The organism is Pandoraea captiosa (genome assembly GCF_902459775.1).
Lineage (GTDB): Bacteria > Pseudomonadota > Gammaproteobacteria > Burkholderiales > Burkholderiaceae > Pandoraea > Pandoraea captiosa.
In genome coordinates, this window is record NZ_CABPSQ010000018.1 from 1 (window position 1) to 22,152 (window position 22,152).

The following is a 22,152-nucleotide window of genomic DNA, read 5'->3' on the forward strand; positions in this document are numbered from 1 at the left end:
GACGTTGTCGCGGCGGTTGAAGCTGAGCATGCCGTTGTTAAGAACGTCGCCCACAATCGAACCTGTCGTTCCGCCATTGCCCAGCTGCAGCGTGCCCGCCGCAATGGTGGTACCGCCGGTATAAGTGCTGTTGCTCGCGAGCGTGAGGGTGCCGGGGCCGGTTTTCGTGAGGCTGCCGCTAGAGCCTGCCGTCGCGTCCGCGACGATACCTGAGACGGTATAGCGGTTAGTGCTGGTCACATCGATTGCGCCGCCTGCCGATGTGATGCTGACATTGCGCGATGAAGCAACGTTATCGCCGGACACTTGCAACGCGCCGCCGTCGAGTTTGAGCGTGCCGTTATCCGCGCCTAGGGCGCCGTCGCCGGCAATCGAAAGGGCGCCGCCTGAGACTGTCCATGGCGTCGTTTCACCCGTGGCGCCGGTGAGCGTCCATGTGCTGGATCCTGTCTTGGTAAAAGTCGTAAAGCCCTGGTATTGGGCCGATGAACCGAGCGGGCCCAATTGCGAAGCGTCGAAGCGAGTGGTGGCATCGCTGGTATCCCCGGCGAGGGTTAGTGTGTTCGTCGACCCCGCCTGGCCTACGACGTTACCCACGATGTGGCTACCGGCGAGCAATGTCAGCGAGTTGTTGCCGCCAGTGAGCGTGATGGCGTTGGACCAGCCGCTGCCGCCGGCGGTTTGTGCACCGCTGATCGTGCCGCTATTCGTGATCGTCACGTCGGCACCGGAAATAGCGTTACCGCCGATACCACTGGGGCCGCTGTATGTTGGTGGGGTGTCGGGAATACCAAGAGCAGGATCGCCGGGAATGCCCGGGAAGATCATGTAGGCAGCTCCACCGCTCCCCCCTTGAATCACGCCGACATTGACTATGGTGAGACCGTTTCCGGTAACGGCTGTACCACCATTTGCACCGCCGCCAAAAAGGACGCCATCCGCGCCCTTGCCGCCGGAAATAATGCCGTTGTTGGTGAGGACATTGCCGTCGCCGGAGACAGCATCAGCGCCACCGCCGGCATTCAGGAAACCTCTGCTGCCTTGGCCGCCAGTGATATTGCCATCATTGGTAATGCGTAGGCGAGTACCGGTCAGCGCAGTGCCACCGCCGCCTCCGCCGCTGCTGGCCCCGCCAGAGATAATGGCCCCACGTTGGTTGATGACAATGAGATCGCTGCCAGTGATACCGATACCACCGGAGCCGCCGAATACGCCCGCGCCGCCAGCGATCCCCCCCGCGTTAGAAATTGAGGTGATGCCGCTCTGGCCAATGTCGCTAATCCCTATCCCGCCATTGGTGCTCGTCAGGCTGCCCGATCCAGTGCCCGTGCCGCCGGTTATCGTACCGAGATTGATGACATCGATGCCGCTACCGCTCACCCCTGTCCCGCCGTCGCCGCCCCCGCCGTTTGCGCCGCCCGATATTGACGCGTTCACTTCGTTGCGAACGGTGAAGCTGCTGCCGCGGATTCCGGCTCCCGGGGCACCGCCTGGAACGAGACCTGTGCCTGACGCCCCGCCGGAGATTGTGCCTGTATTGGTGATGAGGCCGCCGTTACCAAGGACGTCGCGAATACCGTCGCCGCCGGTCCCGTTGCTCGCCAGCGAACTGGCAGCATTGCCGCCGGAGATGACGCCGGAGTTCGTGATATTCAGACTGTTGCCGACAACGCCAGCCCCACTCAGATCGCCGCTTCCTCCCGTGACCTCGCCAAGATTGGTGATGGTTAGGGCGTCGCCGCTGACACCGGCTCCGCCATTGCCGGCTATGCCCGTGGTGAGATTGCTTCCTCCGCTGCCGCCGAGGATTTTTCCTTCGGCACCGATGTAGATCGTGAAGCCATTGCCTCTGACACCAGCCCCACCGGTGCCGGCCGTAAAGGAAAAAGCGCTACCTCCCGTCCCCCCGCTGATCGTGCCGTCGACGCTCACGCCCAACAGGTCTCCCTGTATGCCATCGCCGCCCCTCGCACTGGGGCTGCCTGGGTTGCCGGTTTCACCGGCAGAGCCTCCCGATATCATGCCCCCCGTCACGACCGTGACCTTGATCCCGTCGCCACGGATGCCATTTCCCCCTTGCCCTGCGACGCCGAAGAGACCGCTGGAGCCGCCATCCCCCCCGGAGATCACACCGGCATTAACGATTTCGGCATAGGTCCCGGTGATGACCCCCACGCCATTGCCGCCCGCACCGCCACCCCCAGCTCCGACACCGGTGCCCGGGAGGGAGCCGCCGCCGTTGCCCCCGCTGATCGTTCCTGCGGTATTGAATACATTCACAGTTGACCCGGTAGACAGCACCAGTCCTGCGCCGCCACCACCACCACCGCCGCCACCGCCCAGCGGGTCGCCCCCGCCTCCCGCGGCCCCACCGCTTCCGTTTCCGCCGTTGCCTCCACCGGTCAAAAGGGCTATGCCTGCGTCGGCGCCGTTGCCGCCGCTACCACCTAGCAATGATCCTGCGTTGGTGATTGTTGTGGTGTCGGTGCCACTACCGAGCGCGATCAAGCCCGCGCCACCCCCGCCCCCGCCAGCGGCGCCTGAGGTGCCAGCGCCTCCGGAGCCGCCCTGGACCGTCGCGGAAGTCCCGATGGATATGACGCGAGACGTGCTGCCGTCAGACGTGTTGACCATTCCATCGCCGCCTGCGCCACCACCACCACCGCCGCTGGTGGTACCCAAGCCATCCTCACCATTTCCGCCTGCGCTTGGAGCCGTGAGACTAAGAATTCCCGAAGACTGGTTGCTGACGCCTCCGGCCCCGCCGACCCCAACGCCGGGAACCCCGGCGCTGCCACCGTTTGGCGGAACCCCGCCACTCCACGGTAGTGTGCCGTTACCGCCAGTCGCGAGGAACGATTGCGCCGACGCGGGTGTTACCGCGACGAAGGCCGGAACGACGACGACGGACAGTAGCGCGACTGCGAAGGAGACTTGGCATGAACCGGAGCGGGCTGACGCAGGCTCGAGTTTGTCGCCGGCTGTGCCGCCGCAGGTCGACCTTGCCAGTTCCGACGCGACCTGCGGCGCCTGACGTGCACGATTCCAGACCAGCCGATAAATGCGATTCATTGAGCGTCCTTTTTTTGCCTTCGGCTAACGATCTCGGTGCTGTCCGAACAATTGCGGCGTGCACGTATAGCCATGCCAAGATGCAAGCGACTGTAGCGGGTCAGCGCGCCCGGCACATTGGACTAAAGTCCTAGATGGGACATTTTTGCGGCAGGCAATTTAAGCGCCAGCTGGCGCTTGGAGAGGCCGCTGCTGACACCCGTGGCGTAGCACGTTTGCCAGGCGCCTATTGGAGCAGGGTCGTTCGATTGAGGTGACCTGCCCCCTACAAACAGGGCCAGCCGGAGTCTAGTAAAGTGCGTTTTCGGAGAAGAAGACGAACATGAAGAAGCGATTTACGGAACAGCAAATCATCGGATTTCTGAAGGAAGCTGAAGCTGGCATGCCAGTCAAGGAACTGTGCAGGAAGCACGGGTTCAGTGACGCGTCGTTCTACACGTGGCGCGCAAAGTTCGGCGGCATGGAAGTCTCCGAAGCCCGTCGGCTCAAGGGCCTCGAGGTTGAGAATGCCCGGCTGCAGAAGCTGCTGACCGAAGCAATGCTCGATATGGAAGCGTTGAAGGTCGTCGTCAAGGGAAAGCCCTGAGCCCGCAAGCCAAACGCGAAGCAGTGTCGGCGATTCGGGAGAAGGTCAACATCTCCGAGCGCCGCGCTTGCCGGCTTGTCGGGCTTTCTCGCAGCGTGCTGCATTACGACGCGAAGCCGGACCACGAGAATGAGGTGCTAGCGGCGCGTCTAGTGGAGCTGGCGCACGAACGTCGTCGATTCGGCTACCGCCGATTGCACGCTCTGGTGGAACGCGAAGGCACGCACGCCAATCACAAGCGCATCTATCGCCTGTACCGTGAGACAGGGCTGGCTGTGCGGCGCCGTCGCAAGCGCCACGGCGTAATGATTGAACGCGAGCAACTGGCATTGCCGGGCGCACCCAACGAGGTATGGTCAATCGATTTCGTGATGGATGCGCTTTCCAACGGCCGGCGCGTGAAGTGCCTGACCGTCGTCGACGACTTCACGAAAGAGGCCGTCGACATCGTCGTCGACCATGGCATCTCAGGTTTGCATGTCGCTCGGGCATTGGACTGTGCAGCTCGCTTCCGTGGCTATCCCAAGGCGGTGCGAACAGATCAGGGTCCCGAATTTACGAGCCGCGCGCTTGACCAGTGGTGACCTGCCCCCGGTTTTAGTACGAAGCGCACGTGGAGTCCGGGGTTAAAAACACTTTCTGCTCATGCCCCTGCGCAAACTGCGCCGGGGTCAGATAGCCAAGCGAGCTGTGAGGCCGCTCGGTGTTGTACTCGATACGCCATTCCTCAATCAGCTGCCTGGCGTGGCGCATTGAGACGAACCAGTGCTCGTTCAGGCACTCATCGCGGAACCGCCCGTTGAAGCTCTCGATGTAGGCGTTCTCCACTGGCTTTCCGGGTCTGATGAACGATAGTGTGACACCCGCTTCGTAGGCCCATGCATCGAGCACCTTACCAGCGAACTCCGGACCGTTGTCCACCGTGATGGACGCGGGCAAGCCTCGCATCTCCTTGAGCCGCTCAAGCACTTGCTTCACTCGTAAGCCCGGCAGCGAGGTGTCAACCTCGATGGCCACGCACTCGCGCGTGTAATCATCAACCACATTCAGGCATCGAAACCGCCGACCATAGGCCAGCCCGTCGGAAACGAAGTCCATCGACCAGCTCTGGTTCGGGTCGGTTGGCAACGGCAGCGGCGTGCGCTCGACGGCCGCAATGCGCTTGCGTCGCCGCTTGCGCACGCTCAGTCCCGCCTTGCTGTACAGCCGCCAGATGCGCTTGTGATTGGCCAGCCATCCCTCCCGTTGCAACAGCACGTGAATCCGGCGGTAGCCATAGCGGCGCTTTTGCGCGGCGATGGCCATCATCCGACCCGTCAGCGCTTCATCGTCAACGCGGCGGCGCGGTTCGTAGTGGAACAGCGAGCGCGAAATCCCTACCAGCCCACAGGCCCGGGTGACACCCATGGCGCGTTCAGTCATCAATATCTGGACCGCTTCGCGCTTGGCCTGCGGGCTTGCTACTTTCGGGACAGCAGGTCCTTCAGCGCCGCGTTGTCCAGCATCGATTCGGCCAGCAAGCGCTTGAGCTTGTTGTTCTCCTGCTCCAGCTCCTTCAGGCGCTGCGCTTCGGAGACTGTCATCCCGCCGAATTTCGCCTTCCAGTTGTAGTAGGTCGCCTCTGAGATGCCGTGCTTGCGGCACAGCTCCGCTGGCTTCAGGCCGGCCTCGGCCTCCTTCAGCACGCCAATAATCTGTTCTTCGGTGAATCGCTTTTTCATGACCGCTCCTCTTGGGAACGGACTCTACATCGTCAGCGTACTAATCGCGGGGAGCAGGTCAGTCGAGCCATTGCGAGCTTGAGACTAGTGTGCCGTCGTTTCGCTTCAATATTTCAAGAAGCGTCCAGCATTGAACCGCCGCTCGTTCTTTGAATGCCGCGAGTAGCTGTTTCTGCTCGCGCCTGTCCTGAAAGTACTTGAGCATTGTGGTTATCCTTTACGGCTTATATTCAGGTTTTTCCGAGTTTTATAGGCCGGTCGCTTGCACCGCCAGAAAGTTATTTCGCTGTACCCGGGGCGGTGGGGGCCAGGCATCGGAACTGCACTTCGGCCGATGCGTAGGTACCGTAGCCGGAATCCTTGCCCGTGCTACCCATCGGTGTCATCAAACGTCCCTGCGCCGCACAAAACGCCGATGCTTGCTTGAACATGCGTGCTTTGACGGCGCTGGCGGAAAAGTCAGTGAATTCGCCCAGCCCACCAATCATGTACATGTCGGGACCGATCGGGACTACACCATCTGTGCCAGTGGTCGCGCAGCCCAATAGTGCCGTTGTGACTACCATCGCCAGCGAAAGTCGTGTTCTCATCGTTTGTATTAATCGTTGGAGTTTTGGACACGCACAGCCTCGTAACGGTGGCCTTCGCCGCGCAGCTCCGCGCCGTGATTGGCGACCTTCACGAGTGCATCCGCGTGCTTTGAGTCGACCACATCGTCGCGCACTAAAACGCGCCTGCCATCGTTCTCTACCACCCAGATTTCGTACATCTTGTTTTTCCTATGTACGTCCGGCGTCCCCGCAATCGATCAGCGACCTGGGGTACACGTGCCAATTTCGACAAACACATCATCGGGGCGATCCGCATCGCCTCCACGATTATCGAGTAGACCCTGTTTGTACCGCTCCGGATCCTCCAGCCGTAGTTGTTGCCAATAGCCCTGCGCAACATAGGCTCCGTGGTGGGAGACCTCAAATCGACGCGAAACCTTGTCAAAATTCACGGTGGCGATAATTGGTCGGCAAACTAGTTCGCTGAATTGGACAATCGATGTGTCTTCAGTGCAGTTGGACAGAGGCATCTGGCCGTCAAAAAATGCCCAGTTCGGCTTATTCGGGTCGAGCTTCAGCAAAGAGCCGTACTTGCCGTCCTTAGCGCTCTCTTCGGTCAGTCTTCGGAGGACATATCGCTTCCCTCGTGCGAACGCACGCGGTGTCCATTCTTTTGTCTGCGCGTCGTAATGTAGTCCTGCACTTTTCTCCACGGTGCACACATACGCCGACGGATTCGCAAAAACGAATTGCGTTGCAGCCACTCCTAGCAATGCAAAGGCCCAATGCTTCATCCTCTTCCCCATTTTTTCGCTAGTTGTTCGGGTGGCCGCTGTAACAGCCTGCAAGCGTGAAGAGAGCGGTGAACTCGTACTGGCAGGACTCGCACACGTATTCCTGATGGACCGTCTTGCTGCCGATCGCGCATGCACCCATCATCACTCGAGGTGACTCACAGGATGGGCAAGGCGTCGTGTTCGACGCAATGACTCGGGCCTTCCATTCGTCGGATCCAAGCATGTAGCCTCCTGCAATTTTTCCGTGGAGTTACTTACGTGAAGCGCGCCCGGCCAATATCGGCGGTAGTGAGTTCGTCACGACAGCTAGAAGACAGAGCGCGTAGAACACCCAACTGGTCACACTGATGGCGGTCCACGGCATTGAGAGGAGAGAATGGAGCATCGAAGCCTGTTCGTAACCCACGCTCGTGAGCCAATCTGCTCGATAGATTGCAATCACGGTAGCGAGCGGAGCCAACATGCCAGCAATGTGCGCAATGCCAAACCTCCATACCAAGTAAAACGGTAGCAGGATCACCGAGCCGACACCGGCTGCCGTGAACAGCGCGCCGAGAAATCCGCCTCCCCTCGATTCTTCACTCATTGCGTTCTCCAGTTTTTCCGTGGTCTAGGCACCAATGTCCGACTTTGCGACGCATCCACATCCGAACGTGACGCCAGGTAGAAGATATAAGTCCCCAAGCTTTACCCCGACTTGAGGATTGAATCGAATTCCGTCGAGGTCGCCATGACAGTACGGCGGAACTCGTGTACTGAGCCAACGAGCGCTTGTAATTCCAAGCTCGCAGACGGTGTCTTTGTTCTTTAGTGCCGTAGTGACATCCATAAAGTATCGGACTAGTCCCCCTATCGTCGCGGCCGGGACCCCATATCGCTCTGAGCAAATGCCGCCGATGAGAAACCCATTACGTGCATTCGCCCTGATCTCCGCCACGAACTGATCTGCAATTCCCTCACCCAACAACGTGCGATAGTCCTTGCACACTTGTCGGGCGACTGATTCGCTAAGGCTGAACTGGCGGACAAAGTCCTCGTAGGTGTAAACCGGGAATCCGGTAGGCACTGACACGACTGCACGACGTCTAAATAGTCTTCCCAACACGTCCCGCCCCCCTTTTTCGATTTCAGTCGAGCCAGCGGTAGTGGCGCATGGCTTCCTCAATTGCCGCGCGCCACTGCGGCGGACATGGTTTCACCCGCTCCGCGGTCCTTGTGCTTCGCAATGGCAATCCGTTCAATTCCTTCACGTGCGCGATCCAACAACTCTGCGCTACGATCCCGTGGTTCCGCTTTACGTAGAACTGGATGTCCTTGTAGGTCGCCATAGCGCTCCCGTGCTTTCCCTGGTCTCCGTTCAATTACCGCTTGTGGACTGTCACAAGGCCAAGAGGGGCGCGCACGCGGTTTCGCTCGAAGTCGAAGACGTACGCTCTCCCACCGCGCAATGCGACGTGCTTATAGGTGCCCATGTAGAAACCACTGTGAGTGACCTTCAGGTCCTGAAAAGCAGAAAGCAGGTCATACACAGCAAAGCCATCTGCGGTGATTTTGATCGGCTCGTCGCCAACAGTAATCGTGGGGAAATTCCACCGCCCCGAAAGCTCAATAGCTTGCATTCGTGTATTTTTCCTTGCGTTGCCTACTTGTGGATATCGCCGGACATCGTGGAGACGTTCCCAGCCACGCTGGTGCAGTGCACATCGCCCGACATGGTCTTGACCGAGCCACTGACATCCCCGCACCGAACATCGCCCGACATCGTCTTTACGTGCCCCGCCGAACCATTGATGACGATGCTGTCGCACGTATCGACATCGACATGCTCGACCTCCCCGTGGATCTCAATATTGATCTGCTTTGCGTCACCAACGTCGACCTCGTTGCCGTCCACGATGACACGGCCGTTCCGAATATTCAGATCCTTTCCGCCGGTGATGGTGATTCCGTTGACCTTGAAAGTGTTCGCCATCTGCTGATCCCCGTTGGTTAATTCTCGACTTTCTTACGCCGTGCTCGACGGAACGTTGCTGAAGTGCTGGATAAAGCTGCATAGGCGCAAAACTGTCGATCTTGCCGTTGTCCAACTTCAACACGATCTCGTAGCCGGATGAATGCCGCAAACCTATCGTGGCGATTGCCGTGCCGCTCTGCCCCGCACGCTTGTCGCCGGGCCCAACGACCCAACGCACGCCGTCATCATCATGGAGAGTTACATCCACGAACTTCACAATCAACTCAGAGACTGCACGCTTTTTTTCGCTGATGCGCATCATTCACTCAACCTTGTAACGGCAGAAAAGACGGATAGGTTGAGATGATTACATATACTCAATGAGTATAGTCAAGTGGCTTTTTTTTGTGGTTGTCCAAAATTTCTCGAATGAACTTCCAAGCCATATCCGGCATCGATCGGTACTCTTTCGAGTCACTCGGTAGAAGCCAATTGTCCAAGCCGCGCTTCTTCGTCCCGATCCGTTCGGCGAATTCCTCACGAGTCATCCCCAGGCGATCCATTGCGTCGCGCAGGAACTCTTGCTGAGTCTTCGGTGTCGTTTTGCTCACCCGTGTGTCCTTCCATGCAAATATACTCGTTGAGTATCATAGCTCATTTGCGTGCGCCAGCACACCCGCTGGATCGCTCAGTCCCAACCGACACCGAAAGCCGCCACAGCCTCACTCGCTTCGCGTACCGACACTTCCAAGTAGGGCGAAACGTGGTCAATGTGCGCGTGACCAAGAAGAATTTGCACCGTCTCAATCGAATGCCCCTGGGCCACTAGACGGCTGGCAAATGTCCGCCGTCCCGAGTGGCTGCTGTAGCCCTTCCCAAGCCCTGCGGCACGGTACAGGCCGGTGACATAGCTCTGCAAGCTGTCCGCCGCCAGGTATTCGACCTGTTCCCCGGCATCATTCGTCCGGCGCTTGACGCTCAGTTCGTAACGACTGCCCTTATGAGTCAGGATGAGCGACGTCTGAGACATCAAGCCCCGCCACTTCTGGCGATCCATCGCTGTGCCCTTGCCTTTCTCCCATCGCCATTCGATGTAGCGATCGAGCGCGGCAAGCGCCTTCGGATGGCTGAGTACACGCAGCGTTGGCGGCAGCCTTTCGTGATTGCGGCCCGCAGACTCACCTCTTCTCGGATCAGTCCCGAGGGCTGGAGCACGTCGGCCACCTCTATGCGGGCAATCTCGGAGATCCGCATGCCGCAGGTGAAGCCGAGCAGCAGAATGAGTGCGTCACGCTCAGGGTGGCGACTGGTCGCCTCTGTGACGCGGAGCAGATGGCGGATTTGGGCAGGTTTGAGGGTCTTGGCGCGTCTAATAAGCATGGTTTCTCGGTCCTCGTAATACGCTCGAAATTGAGCCTTTTACGAGAGAGAAACGCCGGGCGCTCCTTTACATCATAAACGCCCGTGGTTGTTACCATCCTCCGAAAATCGCGCATCGACGTCGCGGAGCACTCGCGGACTCTCGATTCTCAGTTGCACACTCATCATGACGGTAAGCGATTATCGATAATCCGCTAGGAGCGCCGAACGTCGCGAAAGCGCAATTAGCGGCAGAGGGCAATGCCAGCACGGGGTGGCGCCCGACTACTGAACTCAACACCCAAAGAGCAGAACACTTAAGCTGGGTAACTGCCCGATACAACGCTTGCGATCTTCGACATTGCGCATAGCGGCTGACCACTACAAACCATCCCCAGTTACTTTATTAGCGATGCAACCAGGAACTTGTTAGTAAGCACTCGGCCGTCAATGTTAAGTCGGAGCTGCGCCTTCTTCTCGGAAGCGTACGCCTGCTCGCCTGACTTGCGCAGTGCCCGACGATACGCTCGGTAGCTAACGCCGAAAATCGCCGGATATAACGGAAACATCAGCCACTGCGACGACGAGCTTTTTTCAGTCCGATGCACTGTCATTGATGTGAAGCCCGCGAGCATCGCCAACGTGCGAAGTTGCTGTGCCCCCATGAGGAACAGATGCCCATAGTACCGCCGCTCGCCGGACTCACCCCAAACGCTTTCCATCGCACTTGCAGGCGTTCCTCGCAGAATCTCGCTTTCGAAGCAGAGATACGCGAGCTTTGACGCCAATGAGCTTCGATTCGGCGTGGTGAGGAACAGCTCTCCTCCCGGTTTGAGGATTCGGCAAATCTCCTGCAGGGCAGACAAATGATTGGGAAGATGCTCGATCACCTCTTGCAGGATGACGACATCGACAGATTCACTTGCTATCGGCAGTCCCTCCATGATGTCGGCGTACTGTGCGCCCCCTTCCAGCCGGCAATACTCCGGCATGATGTCGTACGGAGACACATCCGCGCCGAGCTCCCGCAGTATGTATGTCGTACGTCCATCCCCGCATGCCAGATCGACAACAGATTTCCCACCCCAATCGCTCCGACTTCTCAGGATTCGATCAACGTTGCGACCAATCCCCGCACCGATTTCACGTTCAAACATGATGATTTGAAAACTCTCATTCGCACTTCAACGCCAACGCGACACCAGATTGAACCGACGCCCGCCTCCCCCACAGATGCTCAAACTTTGATCACGACAATCACGCCATGGCATACAACGCATCAACGCCCAGTCCTACCACCGTCTCCGTACGCACGGTGTTCCACGTCGGTAGCAACTGTCGTAGTAATCCGTGATCTCCTTTCCTCTCCTCGGATCAGTGACGTTGTCCTCATAAACATCCTGGACCATCGCGGCCATGTAGCCTTGAGCTGAAATCGGCATCGCACCGACAAACGCCATCTGCTGGTCTTCCGATAGCCCTCCATTGCGGCAACGAATGAAGCGCTCGGCGATGCTGAACCTCTCATCAACGAGTGCGGGACAAGCCGATGCGGCGCGTGTTGCCGCATCCAAGTCGCCCTTCGTCGTCTGCCCTCGCCCACGCTGCCCTACGACCTCACTGACGCCCCTTCCCGGATGAAGGGGTAACTGATCCGCTTGCGCTGCTGGCGATGCCGGAGACGACACCAGGCCGTTAGCAAACGAAGCCGCGTCGCGTGCTGATTGCACCAACCCGGATAGCTGGTTCAGTTGCGCATGTCCGACGAGTGGGGCAAGCGAGAAAAGAAGGACAAAAAGACATCTTGACTTGATCATGCTGATCCTAAGTTCATCGAAACACAGGGGCTTACACCAAGCGCCTGGCGCACACGAAACGACTCATGGCCGTCAGTGAGACTGATCCTGTCTGTCTAGCTGACTCCCACACATTCGGAAAAGCGAGTCACTGAGCAGCCCGCACTGTTTCAACGTGGTGAGGCGACTGCGACGAATTGCCATGCAATACGTCTCATCCCCCAACAATGCGAATGCCGCACGCTCCAATTCCCTTCGGACCCTCCGACGTGTTACCAGGTACGGCACCACGACAAACGCGCCAAAAATTGCACTTGCCAGCAGCCAAGCACCTGCCGGAAGCCAAATTCGATTGACGCGAAGAACGTGCATATCCACGGGAATCGCCACTGCAATCAAAGCACTGGCGCTCAACCAAACCACGACCAGAAAGCTCATCGAGTCCTCCTTGCGCATCAGCCCGTATGCGCATTTCGCATATGATAAATGCGAATTTAGAATTTTTCCATGCCTCATCCAATCCATGACCCCCGTTACCAAGTGGTTGCCGCTCGCCTTCGTGAACTTCGCGAAGCGCGTGGTTGGTTTCAGCACGATATGGCTGATCGCCTTGGACGGAATCAGACCTTCGTCTCAAAGTACGAAAGCGGCATTCGGAGAGTCGATGTGATTGAATTGCTCGACATTCTGCACGCGCTCGGTGCCGACCCTCATGAGTTCATTGACTACGTCAGTGCCCCGTCAATGAGCGCGCTGCCACGATGACAAGCACCTCTGGCAGGTCGTGACTGCACCGATAATCGATCGCCCTCCATACTCTTAGCAACACCACCCCGCCCCTCTTCCACGAAGGGACGTCATGTTTTCGTTGATATGTCCTCGTCAGCCGCCGACCACTGGTTCCAGTCCCCGCGACTGCCACCGATCCCGGAAGCGAGCGCCCATCCCCGCACACTGCGTTGCAGCATCACAACAAAATCATTGAAATTCCGTCAAAATTTTGTATTTTTCGTCGAAAATTCAATAAAAATAGAATTTTCCACCAAAAATTCTTGATTTTTGATATATTCAACCAGAATCGATCAAATTCGGTTCGGCTCTCACATGGATGGCTGGCTGTCCCTCGCAAGCGACAAGTCTGTTTCCGTGTGAGAAACCCCGCTTCACCTAGCCGGTAAAAGTAGTCGGCCTCTCGTTTTACGTCGCCACCTCTGGCGTCTCCTCCAGCAGTAGCCTCGGTTGAAATCCCCTAGTTCTCTTTGACTATCCGCATCCGCGGCGGGCCTTCTTTCGATCACTTTATTTAGGATACCTACATGGATTTCGAAAAAAACAAGTCGCCACGCTTCCTTCTGGGAACTGTTCTTGCCACCGCCGGCGCGCTCGAGCTGATCCAGCGAACGAACACAAATGCAGTTGAGTTGCTCATGCGTCACGTGAGCGGAGACTGGGGCGTCGTGTGCGAAACCGATGCGTTGCTAAATGATCTGGCCGCAGCCGCCGGAGAGAGGGTTCTGTCTTCCTACGAAATCGGCCCAAATAGCGAGCGCATCTGGGTGATTACGGAAGCCGATCGCAGCGCGACCACTCTGCTCCTGCCCCAGGAATACTGATGCCATTTACCGTGCAAAAGCTCCACCCAGCACTGCGCGCGGGACTGCGACTGACGATTGCCGGCTCAAGCTCGCCAATGTTTAGCTTCCAAGGGAGTTTCGATTCGTCGTGTGCGCTGCATGCCGCAGCAATGGCACTGGCTGTGCACCAATGCATGCCAAACCCGTTGCGCCCGACATCACGCTACTCCGCAGAGCAACACGAGTTCGTGCGCCGCGCCGGACAGTTCTGGCAATCAGGAATCACATTGTCGCAGTTGGCAAATGTCTTGGGCCAGTTGCGTCTGGGATTGAAGCCGACGCGATTTGAAGGATCACATGCAGACGTGATTCAGTTTTGCACGCAGCAAGTGTTCGAAGGGTGGCCGGTAATTCTCTTCTTTCGAGAGTGGCATCGCACCGTACTGCATGCCGCACTTGCCATCGGTGTTGAAGCACACCAAACCAGCAGAACATTACGTCCCCACACGCTGCTAATGATTGATTCCGCCGAGTGCGAACCGTGCTTGGCAGCGTACAACGCAAGATTGACATGGTGCCCAGATGACGCATCAACGAACACGCGTGCCCTTTATGAAACACCATTCGGGCGAAGCAAGATCGTTGTCGTTGGTGCCATCGCTGTCAGAAAGCGCCGCCGGAAGACAAGTCAAATTGACAAACCGCCATAGCACCGCCCCTCACCGACTAGCGATGCCATGTTGTCACTCGTCAGCTAGCAACTTTCCCGCCGAACGACCTCCGTGATCTATCACTCTCTTACGCATACAAGGATTTCAACATGACTCACCCTATCGAAAGCAATAATTCGCATGAACCCAACCCGCAGCAACCGCGTGGCAGCCGCACCGCAAGATGGATATGGGCCATCGTATGTGTTGTGGTCGCGTTCTTTGCTGCATCAGTCTATCTTCCGCACCAAGCACACGCTTTTGTGCTCAAGTTTCTGAGCTTATGGATTGCCGGCAGCATGCTCGGCCACGTCGGCGTACGACTTGGTGATGGCGTGCAGCGCATCATTCAGCCGGACATACTGGTGACGAGTGCCAGAATTTCCGATGTCATGTGGACACGCATCTGCTGGGCTATCGGTCCGCAGATTGTCGGCCTATATGTCGGGGCTGTTGTTGGCACAAGCATCTTGGCAGACTGGATTGTTTGACGCCTGAACGATGTGATTTGCAGTTTTGACGGGGCATGCCATTTTGTCATCGCGACCGTTGGAAGTCATGATACTCACGAATTCGGTGATATCGCAGGCCACCACGTGAGACTTTGACATCGGTGACAGTTTGACATGCCCACCGTGCGCTATGCCCTGAATGACAGGGGCATACCTGCGGATGTCAATTTATCCCGAGAACGTATTGATGACCCTGTATAGGAGGGGAAGTGACAAAGTGTGTTTAGAGAGTATGCAATTGCAGAAAAGTCGACGACTGACTCGAATGGCCTAGCTGCTAATGAGCAAATATGTCATTCGCGATCGAACCACATCCGGTAACAATATGCCTCAGGCCACCAACACAAGATCACCGACCGCATTCGGCCAGTAGCCGCCGTTCACTGCCGACCGGCCGTTACCCTTCGACTGACCGTTATCGATCAGGCAATTGACCTAAGCAGACCCTGCCGAGCGCTCAACGATCCGACCGACGAGGAAGCAATGATCCTCCGAAAACAACCGACGGTAGATCAACAGCACGGCTATCACCGTTCCGAGCCCGGCAGCCGAAGCAATCAGAAACATCACGACGATCTGATACCGTACCGCGCCCAACGGCGATTGCCCGGCCAGCACCTGGCCGGTCATCATGCCCGGCAGGCTGACGACACCCACCACGCTCATCTGATTCAAGGTCGGAATCATGCCTGCCCGCACGGCCTGACGTGCTGCAAGCCGCGCGGCTTCCCACCGTGTAGCGCCAAGCGAAAGCATCATCTCCACCCTGTCTCGATGCGCGGTCAGTTCTTCGGTCATGCGCTCGATTCCCAGCGCGACACCGGTGAGCGCGTTGCCTAGCACCATGCCGAGAATAGGAATCGCGTATTGGGGCTCGTACCAGGGACGGATACGGATGATGACGAACAGGCCTAATGCGGCGACAAGCCATGACGACAACCAGACCGACACCACACTGTCGCCGCGCTGCCCTCTGTAGGTGCTTCGGCCCCGCCCTGCACCCGCGAACCCCGCAACCAGCGTCATCGCTACCATCAGCGGGAGCACCACAAACCAGCGGTCGTAATGAAATACCCATCCGAGCAGGTAGCCAATCGCGAGCAGTTGCGTGACCGTGCGCACCGCCGCCCACGCAAGCTTCCGCTCCAGGTCGAGTTGCAGAAACAGTGAGATAACGCCGTTGATCGCGATCAGAAGCGTCGCCAATGCGACGTCGGTGAGACTGAGGGTTTTAATCATGCGGAACAGAAGTGGTGGCTTGAGAAGGGGAAGCAAGGACTCCGGCCCGCATTGTGTAGTGCAGGTCGCCGACCCGCTGCGCCTGAGCCGGATCGTGAGAAACCCATACGGCCGCACGCGCGGCTTCGCCGGCCTCGAACCACTGCGTCACAAGCAGTTCGACCGCTCTTGCAGACTCGGGATCGAGTGCCGCAGTCGGTTCATCCAGCAGCAGAACGTCGGGCGAAAGTTGCAGCACCCGCATAAGCGCGACGATCTGCGCTTCTCCGCCCGACAGGTCGCGCACGTTGCGTTCAAGAAAGCCGTCGCCGCGTCCGGCCTGGTCTGCGAGAGTTTCCGCGCGGCGTTCGTCGAACTGCACGTCGCGATAGGCAGCGAAACCATAAGGCAGGCGCAGATTGTCGGCAACGGTCCCGTCGATCATCGCCGGTCGCTGCCGCACATATGCGATATGTCGCCGGTACAGCGGCACGTCATTCCGCGTTACCTTCCGCCCGCGCCAACGAAGTTCCCCGCTGTCAACGCTATCCAGCATCCCGAGCGCGCGGAGTATCACACTCTTGCCCGCGCCCGACGGGCCGCTAATCGTTACGCGTTCGCCTGCCCGCAATTCGAAGTCCGTCTCAGCAATCAGACGTGCGTTGCGCTGTGCATCCATACGTGAGATTCCGCGCGCTTCAATGATCGAAGCTGCTTCGCCCGGCATATCGCCAAACTTTTTTGTCATTCATACCTTCCAGAAATTGTGGGCGTGCCCCTTCCGAATCAGGGTTATCTCTCGGGCCCTCAGTTGGCCGCCCGACCGATCCGACCGAACTCGACCGGCACCTTTACATAGGCGAGGTCAACGTCCTCTTCCGCGAGCGCATTCATCAGGCGCGGATATGCCTGCTCGTCGACAGAAACAGTTACAGCAACCGGCTGATCAGCGAGTTCGAAAAAACCGGCCGAATGGAATTTGCCGGCGTGGTCGAAACCTTCTGCGCCAGTGACTAGCGTCCCGCCCGAAGCCCCGTGTTGTTCGGCAAATTTCAGTAGCCAGTCGCAGATCGGCTGATGTCCGTGCTTGCGGTTCTGTTCTGTGAAAAACGTCAATTGATAGCCTTGCATTGCGGACTCCTTTTTCAGGTGTGACGGGTTAGAGAAATCGTGGCCATTCCCAGCGCGGTCATCGCCAATGAGCCACCGACGTGCAGCGCAAGCATGCCTGCCGACCAGCCGAGACGACCGTCCCTGAGCAAGGTCAGCAGTTCCGCCGAGAAAGTCGAGAATGTGGAGAGGCCGCCAGCCAGACCGGTGATGACGAAAAGTCGCCACGCGACTGAAAGGCTGGCTGTCGACCCGAAGAATGCGATCGCCGCGCCGACGATATAGGCGGCGATCAGATTGCTCGCCAGCGTGCCCATCGGAATGTTCGGCACGAGCGCGTTCATCGCGAGGCTTAGCCCATAGCGGCTGAGTGCGCCGAGCATCGCCCCGATGCTGATGGCGATAAGCGAATAGGCTCCGGCCATAGCTCACCCGCTAATCGAGGTCGAAAGCACATTCGCCGTGCGTCGATGCCCGAGAGGAAGTTCGCAAAGCAGCAGCACCGCGTGGACCTTGCGCAACTCCTCTGCGTGGTCGTGCATGAACTGACGCAAGCGAGCCTCCGTATCCACGAGTTCGAGGCACTGCGGATGGCGCATCCCGTTGATTTCCGGGTGATGGTGGGAAAGCCGCTCGCCGGGAATGTATCCTGCGCTGACGTGATGCAACATCGCCTGCATGATGTTGGACCGCTTCGCAACTGCAATAAGGTGATGAGCGAGTGCTGGCGCGCTCAGGCGATGCCAGAACCGCGTCGCTCTCGCGCGCGTCGCAATCGGGAAGTAGAGCCGCAGCGCCGCGATTTGTTCGTGGTTGCTTTCCGGAATCATTGGCTGCCTTCCTCTGTCGTCAGTGCCGCATCAGGAGATAGACCCACTTGTTCTTCGGTTGAAGGCGGAACTGCGGCCTCAGCCTTTTGTTGACGGAACCTGCCTAGCTCAGCGATCCGTATCCCGTCTGGCACCAGGAGGCGGTGCCTGCGATGTTTGCTGTGACCAACGCGCTGCGCGTGGTAAATCCCCGTATGGCCGGAGAACAGATAAGCGGTCACGCAACCGATCGCGGCAAGCGGGCCGATGCCGGTGCCGAACAACTCCATGGCCATGATCGTGGTAGCGATAGGCGTGTTGGCGGCACCTGAGAACACGGCTACGAAACCGATGGCCGCCATCAGTGCGAATGGCATGTGAAGCAGCGGTGCCAGCGCGTTCCCGAGCGTCGCGCCGATGTAGAACAGCGGCGTAACCTCTCCACCCTTGAACCCCGTACCGAGAGACGCAACGGTAAGCCCGAACTTTCCTAGAAAGTCCCACGGCTGCATCGGTTGCTGAAACGACTGAACGATGTCGGGGATACCCAGGCCGATGTAGTGATACGCGTTTAGTGCCCAGACTGCTGTGGCGATGACGATCCCGCCAACGAACGGGCGCAATGGCGCATACGCGATATGGCGCTTTACCAGCGCGCCGAGTTTGTGCGTACTGGTGGCGAATGCCATTCCTACCAGACCGAACGCAATGCCAGCCAGGACGACCGCGACAACGCTCCACGTGGTGATCGGCGCGATGGCCCCAACGGCGTAGTGGACGTGATGAACGCCCCATGCGAGGCATACCTGATCAGCGACAATGCCCGCCACGATGCACGGAAACAGCGCGTCATATCGCATCCGGCCTATTGCAAGCACTTCCAGACCAAACACTGCGCCGGCGAGCGGCGTACCGAATACGGACGCGAAGCCCGCACTCATACCGATCATCAGCAGGATGCGACGATCCTCGTGTTCCAGACGGAACGCGTGGGTTAGCTGGTCGGCAAGTGCTCCGCCCATCTGCACCGCGGTGCCTTCACGACCGACCGATGCGCCGAAAAGATGTGAAACGATCGTGCCGCCGAGTACGAGCGGCACCATACGCAGCGGTACGACCTTCTTGGGGTCGTGGATCTCGTCAATGATGAGGTTGTTTCCGGCATCAACCGGTTTGCCGAGCCGGTAGTACACGTACCCGACGGCGAAACCCGCCACAGGCAGCAGCCAGATTATCCAGCGGTGAGCCTCGCGCCATGCGGTCGCATGATCGAGAGCGAGAAGGAAGAAGGCTGACGCGCTGCCAGCAAGAGCCGCAGCGACGCACGCGATCAGAAACCACTTGCCGAGATACGGCAGCAGTTCCAGTTGTTCAAAGCGATGGAATTTATGCATTGGTCAATGTGCCGATGTTGCATGGCCTGACCAACGGGAAGGATGTGGACGCGAGCGCCTACAGCCCCAACGGAAGTCAGGTAACTGTAGGCGTCATTAACCGCGGTGAACGCGATGGTTAAGGGAGGAACGCCATCTCCTTGATGCGAAGTCTACAGCAAACGACTAAAACGAACAACCTGAAATTCCGCACCGAACCCCTTGAATGTTACGACCGTTACATCCACAATGTGCAACATGAAAACGCTCAACTGGTTACTCCTCACGTACAAGGTCCCGGCCGAGCCGGCCAAAAAGCGCATCGGCCTGTGGCGCAAGCTGAAGGGTATGGGTGCGGTCTACCTGCAGAACGGCGTCTGCATGCTGCCTCGCACCGACGATCACACAAGGCGCCTGAAGATGATCGAAAACGACATCACGGAAATGGCGGGCGAATCGGTTCTGCTCGAAACGGTTGCGCTGGATAAGGCACAGGAGGAAAAGGTGGTCGCGCGATTCAAGGCGGATCGCGACGAGGAATATGTGGAATTCATCGCCAAGTGCGATGACTTCGACGCGGAGATCGCAAAAGAAACGGCGGATCAACACTTCACCTATGCGGAGCTCGAAGAGAACGACGTCGACCTCAAGAAGTTGCAGACCTGGCTGGAGAAGATTCGCAAGCTGGACTTCTATGAAGCGACCCGAGCCCAAGAAGCACAGCAGCGTCTCGAGCAGTGTGAAGCATTGCTCGAGACCTACGCACAACGGGTATTCGAAGCCCACGACGAAAACCGGTAACCTGGACGACCTTGATATGCAGCTATCTGTTTTGACATGGAATACCCTGTTCGCCGGGCGCGACGGGACCAGTCGCGCTCGCGCCGACGCACAGATCGGGGTAATTAACGAACTGTCTCCTGACGTGTTCCTGATGCAGGAAGCGAAAGGATTCGAAGCGAACGGCGGAGCATGGCTGTACGACCTGGAGCAACGGATCGGGATGCGTGGCTTCCTGGCGCTCGCGCCCCACACGGGCCAGAACGTGGCGGTTTTTTTGCGAGCCCCGATCCGCCCGTTGACGTTCAGCAGCGACAACACCCATTTCCACCATGCGCTTGCCACCTTGCGTGTCGAAGTGCCCGGCGTGAACAAGCCGCTTACCTTTATCAGCGCGCACCTCTGTCCGAATGGAGCAGAGGTAAGGAGACGTGAAGCTGCGTACCTGGCCGTTCAGGCATCTGCCGAAGAATTAGTTCTACTGACGGGGGATTTCAACTCGGCATCACCGCATGATCCCGAGCCCGCGGACTGGACAATGCTCGCGCCACATCATCGAGCGCGCTATCTTGCTGATGATCTGGTCACTCTTGACCGCACTGTTCTGGCGAGACTCGAAGCGGCAGGCTGGGTGGACCTTGGGCGGGAGTTCGGGTCAGTGGAGCCTACTGTTCCGACTACGGCTTTCCGCGAGACCGAGTTTGCAACGATGCGCTGCGACTATCTTCTGGCGTCTGCCGCATTGGCGAAAACAGCTTGCCAATATGAAGTGGTCCGTACTCCCGTTACGGACGCGGCGTCGGACCACTATCCGGTCCTTGCGCGCTTCGATTTCCCAGGTTGATGGACTCGCCATGCTGCCGCCAACACTTGCAGCTCGTCTGGGCTTAAGGCCTAAAACGTTTTTGCCGGAATTCCGCTCAATGCCCGACGATCAGATCGATTACACCTCGCCGCAGTCTGTCACACCCCGCTGGCTTAACCGCACGGTCGTCGGTGCAGGCCTGACCAGCGCGCTCGGCGATTTCTGCTACGAGACAACTACCGTTCTCCTGCCTGGCTTTCTGGCGGTTCTCGGTGTACCAGCTGCCGCGCTGGGCATCATTGAGGGATTCGCTGACGCGTTGGCCAGCTTCACAAAGATGGTTTCTGGATACATCGCCGACAAGCTGGGCCATCGCAAAAGCCTGGTGCTCATTGGCTATGCGCTGACGCCCGTCGGACAGATCTTTATCGCGCTGGCAACCGGGTGGCCGCTCCTGCTGTTGGGTCGGCTCGTGTCGTGGTTCGGCAAAGGGCTGCGAGGGCCGCTGAGAGATGCGATCGTCATTCAGGCGGTGAATGCGCGCACCCGTGGACGCGCGTTCGGCTTTCACCGGGCGATGGACACCGTCGGTGCAGTCGTCGGTCCTCTGCTGGGCGTTGCGGTCCTTGGGTGGGCTCAGGCGCTGCATTTGCCGGATGCAACGAATCCGTTCCGGCTGGTCCTCTGGCTGTCGTTGATCCCCGGAGTGATGGCCGTTCTGGCTTTCCTGTGGTTTGTTCAGGACCCGGAGCAGTCATCAAACCCGCAGTTGCGCTTTTTCGGCTCACTGCGCAGCTTGCCCGCGCGGTTCAAACGATACCTGAGAGCAGTCGGCCTGTTCGGCCTGGGCGACTTCTCGCACAGTCTGTTGATTCTCGCGGCTACCCAACTGCTTTCCCCCTCAGTTGGCACGTTGCGCGCGGCACAGATAGCAGGTCTGCTGTATGTAGGTCGCAATGTGGTTCAGGTTCTCGCCGCGTTTCCGATCGGCGCATTAGCCGATCGGGTTGGATCGCTTCCGCTTCTCGTCGGCGGATATTTGCTTGGTGCAATCGCGGCGTTACTGACGGTCCTCGCGTTCGGGTCGGAAAGCGGCAACATGGTACTGCTGTCGGCGATATTTGTTGTTGCCGGGCTGTATGTGGCGGTGCAAGACACGCTGGAGTCTACGGTCACCGCCGAAATGGTTTCCCCAGACACGCTGACAATCAGTTATGGCGCGTTGGGAGCGGTCAACGGCGGAACGAAGTTCTTGTCTAGCGCAGTTGTGGGAACGGTGTGGTCGGTGGTATCTCCACTTTTTGCATTTGGTGGGGCTGCGGCGCTGATGCTCTGCGGCGCGCTGGCCTTGCGTAGGGTCTCGCACTAACTTGCTTGTCGGAGCCAGCGGCCGCTTGGCGCAAGTTAGCGGCCGCTGAAGTCAAG

Annotated in this window: 26 protein-coding genes, 2 pseudogenes and 1 riboswitch; of the genes and pseudogenes, 8 read left to right on the forward strand and 20 right to left on the reverse strand. The window is 58.5% G+C overall.

From position 1 onward, the window contains the following. On the reverse strand, window positions 1-2,175 hold a 2,175-nt coding region (locus tag PCA31118_RS25210; protein ID WP_246190430.1), incomplete at its 3' end, for a beta strand repeat-containing protein. A 777-nt stretch (window positions 2,176-2,952) separates the two neighbouring features. Then, window positions 2,953-3,072: pseudogene (locus tag PCA31118_RS27720) on the reverse strand (ESPR domain-containing protein); the annotation flags it as partial. Window positions 3,073-3,394: 322 nt separating this feature from the next. On the opposite strand from PCA31118_RS27720, the pseudogene PCA31118_RS25215 reads away from it, so the two are divergent. Next, window positions 3,395-4,239, forward strand: a pseudogene (locus PCA31118_RS25215) (IS3 family transposase); the annotation flags it as partial. A 16-nt stretch (window positions 4,240-4,255) separates the two neighbouring features. On the opposite strand, the gene PCA31118_RS25220 reads toward PCA31118_RS25215, so the two are convergent. The 12 genes from PCA31118_RS25220 to PCA31118_RS25275 all read right to left on the reverse strand — a co-directional run bounded on the left by PCA31118_RS25220 (window position 4,256) and on the right by PCA31118_RS25275 (window position 12,274). Then, window positions 4,256-5,379 (reverse strand): IS3 family transposase gene (locus PCA31118_RS25220; protein WP_150627693.1). Its coding sequence is split into 2 segments (ribosomal slippage): window positions 4,256-5,121 and window positions 5,121-5,379, totalling 1,125 coding nucleotides; the frame shifts between segments, so codons are not numbered across the junction. A gap of 278 nt (window positions 5,380-5,657) precedes the next feature. Beyond that, window positions 5,658-5,873: a hypothetical protein gene (locus tag PCA31118_RS25225; RefSeq protein WP_150627694.1), complete on the reverse strand. Its 216-nt coding sequence runs from the start codon at window positions 5,871-5,873 to the stop codon at window positions 5,658-5,660. 104 nt (window positions 5,874-5,977) lie between these two features. Continuing rightward, window positions 5,978-6,148: a hypothetical protein gene (locus tag PCA31118_RS27145; protein WP_174990605.1), complete on the reverse strand. Its 171-nt coding sequence runs from the start codon at window positions 6,146-6,148 to the stop codon at window positions 5,978-5,980. Between the two features lie 39 nt (window positions 6,149-6,187). Further along, complete coding sequence (locus tag PCA31118_RS25230) at window positions 6,188-6,724, reverse strand: hypothetical protein (protein ID WP_150627695.1); 537 nt, start codon at window positions 6,722-6,724, stop codon at window positions 6,188-6,190. Window positions 6,725-6,977: 253 nt separating this feature from the next. Next, entirely contained in the window at window positions 6,978-7,313 is a 336-nt protein-coding gene (locus tag PCA31118_RS25235; RefSeq protein WP_150627696.1) for a hypothetical protein, read from the reverse strand. Between the two features lie 775 nt (window positions 7,314-8,088). After that, window positions 8,089-8,346, reverse strand: a complete 258-nt coding sequence (locus tag PCA31118_RS25245; protein ID WP_150627698.1) for a hypothetical protein — start codon at window positions 8,344-8,346, stop codon at window positions 8,089-8,091. A gap of 23 nt (window positions 8,347-8,369) precedes the next feature. After that, window positions 8,370-8,699, reverse strand: a complete 330-nt coding sequence (locus tag PCA31118_RS25250) for a hypothetical protein (RefSeq protein ID WP_150627699.1) — start codon at window positions 8,697-8,699, stop codon at window positions 8,370-8,372. Between the two features lie 359 nt (window positions 8,700-9,058). After that, window positions 9,059-9,292, reverse strand: coding sequence for a transcriptional regulator (locus tag PCA31118_RS25255; protein ID WP_246190431.1), 234 nt, complete (start codon window positions 9,290-9,292; stop codon window positions 9,059-9,061). A gap of 77 nt (window positions 9,293-9,369) precedes the next feature. Further along, entirely contained in the window at window positions 9,370-9,738 is a 369-nt protein-coding gene (locus PCA31118_RS27450) for a tyrosine-type recombinase/integrase (RefSeq protein WP_150627700.1), read from the reverse strand. After that, window positions 9,711-10,061 (reverse strand): tyrosine-type recombinase/integrase, encoded by a 351-nt coding sequence (locus tag PCA31118_RS27725; protein ID WP_150627701.1) that lies wholly within the window; start codon window positions 10,059-10,061, stop codon window positions 9,711-9,713. The genes PCA31118_RS27450 and PCA31118_RS27725 overlap by 28 nt, the downstream gene beginning before the upstream one ends. 377 nt (window positions 10,062-10,438) lie before the next feature. Continuing rightward, complete coding sequence (locus PCA31118_RS25270) at window positions 10,439-11,197, reverse strand: class I SAM-dependent methyltransferase (RefSeq protein WP_150627702.1); 759 nt, start codon at window positions 11,195-11,197, stop codon at window positions 10,439-10,441. Between the two features lie 732 nt (window positions 11,198-11,929). After that, entirely contained in the window at window positions 11,930-12,274 is a 345-nt protein-coding gene (locus PCA31118_RS25275; protein WP_150627703.1) for a hypothetical protein, read from the reverse strand. A gap of 69 nt (window positions 12,275-12,343) precedes the next feature. Between PCA31118_RS25275 and PCA31118_RS25280 the strand changes: the two genes are divergently transcribed. From PCA31118_RS25280 to PCA31118_RS25295, 4 genes are all read left to right on the forward strand, one after another. Then, complete coding sequence (locus PCA31118_RS25280; RefSeq protein ID WP_150627704.1) at window positions 12,344-12,601, forward strand: helix-turn-helix domain-containing protein; 258 nt, start codon at window positions 12,344-12,346, stop codon at window positions 12,599-12,601. A 551-nt stretch (window positions 12,602-13,152) separates the two neighbouring features. Beyond that, the gene (locus PCA31118_RS25285) at window positions 13,153-13,449 is read left to right on the forward strand and encodes a hypothetical protein (RefSeq protein WP_150627705.1); all 297 of its coding nucleotides are present in this window, start codon (window positions 13,153-13,155) and stop codon (window positions 13,447-13,449) included. Beyond that, entirely contained in the window at window positions 13,449-14,120 is a 672-nt protein-coding gene (locus PCA31118_RS25290; RefSeq protein ID WP_246190432.1) for a hypothetical protein, read from the forward strand. The genes PCA31118_RS25285 and PCA31118_RS25290 overlap by 1 nt, the downstream gene beginning before the upstream one ends. Window positions 14,121-14,230: 110 nt before the next feature. Then, complete coding sequence (locus tag PCA31118_RS25295) at window positions 14,231-14,611, forward strand: hypothetical protein (RefSeq protein WP_150627706.1); 381 nt, start codon at window positions 14,231-14,233, stop codon at window positions 14,609-14,611. 456 nt (window positions 14,612-15,067) lie between these two features. Here PCA31118_RS25295 and PCA31118_RS25300 read toward each other — a convergent pair whose 3' ends face one another. Genes PCA31118_RS25300 through PCA31118_RS25325 form a run of 6 tightly spaced genes read right to left on the reverse strand, consistent with a single transcriptional unit; the run spans window position 15,068 to window position 19,163 of the window. After that, the gene (locus PCA31118_RS25300) at window positions 15,068-15,871 is read right to left on the reverse strand and encodes an ABC transporter permease (protein WP_150627707.1); all 804 of its coding nucleotides are present in this window, start codon (window positions 15,869-15,871) and stop codon (window positions 15,068-15,070) included. Further along, window positions 15,864-16,598: an ABC transporter ATP-binding protein gene (locus PCA31118_RS25305; protein ID WP_246190433.1), complete on the reverse strand. Its 735-nt coding sequence runs from the start codon at window positions 16,596-16,598 to the stop codon at window positions 15,864-15,866. The genes PCA31118_RS25300 and PCA31118_RS25305 overlap by 8 nt, the downstream gene beginning before the upstream one ends. 59 nt (window positions 16,599-16,657) lie before the next feature. Further along, window positions 16,658-16,981: a DUF190 domain-containing protein gene (locus tag PCA31118_RS25310; protein ID WP_150627708.1), complete on the reverse strand. Its 324-nt coding sequence runs from the start codon at window positions 16,979-16,981 to the stop codon at window positions 16,658-16,660. Between the two features lie 14 nt (window positions 16,982-16,995). Beyond that, entirely contained in the window at window positions 16,996-17,385 is a 390-nt protein-coding gene (crcB, locus tag PCA31118_RS25315) for a fluoride efflux transporter CrcB (protein WP_150627709.1), read from the reverse strand. 3 nt (window positions 17,386-17,388) lie between these two features. Further along, a complete protein-coding gene (locus PCA31118_RS25320; RefSeq protein WP_150627710.1) occupies window positions 17,389-17,790 on the reverse strand; it encodes a putative PII-like signaling protein in 402 nt (133 codons plus the stop codon). Beyond that, a complete protein-coding gene (locus PCA31118_RS25325) occupies window positions 17,787-19,163 on the reverse strand; it encodes a voltage-gated chloride channel family protein (protein ID WP_150627711.1) in 1,377 nt (458 codons plus the stop codon). Before PCA31118_RS25325 ends, PCA31118_RS25320 begins: the two co-directional genes overlap by 4 nt. An 80-nt stretch (window positions 19,164-19,243) precedes the next feature. Next, window positions 19,244-19,312, reverse strand: a riboswitch (Fluoride riboswitch). An 88-nt stretch (window positions 19,313-19,400) separates the two neighbouring features. On the opposite strand from PCA31118_RS25325, the gene PCA31118_RS25330 reads away from it, so the two are divergent. From PCA31118_RS25330 to PCA31118_RS25340, 3 genes are read left to right on the forward strand one after another with little or no spacing between them, the layout of a single operon-like run. Beyond that, the gene (locus PCA31118_RS25330; RefSeq protein ID WP_150627712.1) at window positions 19,401-19,943 is read left to right on the forward strand and encodes a Chromate resistance protein ChrB; all 543 of its coding nucleotides are present in this window, start codon (window positions 19,401-19,403) and stop codon (window positions 19,941-19,943) included. Between the two features lie 16 nt (window positions 19,944-19,959). Next, window positions 19,960-20,766: an endonuclease/exonuclease/phosphatase family protein gene (locus tag PCA31118_RS25335; RefSeq protein WP_150627713.1), complete on the forward strand. Its 807-nt coding sequence runs from the start codon at window positions 19,960-19,962 to the stop codon at window positions 20,764-20,766. A 10-nt stretch (window positions 20,767-20,776) separates the two neighbouring features. Next, a complete protein-coding gene (locus PCA31118_RS25340) occupies window positions 20,777-22,096 on the forward strand; it encodes an MFS transporter (protein ID WP_246190434.1) in 1,320 nt (439 codons plus the stop codon). Window positions 22,097-22,152: the final 56 nt, after the last annotated feature.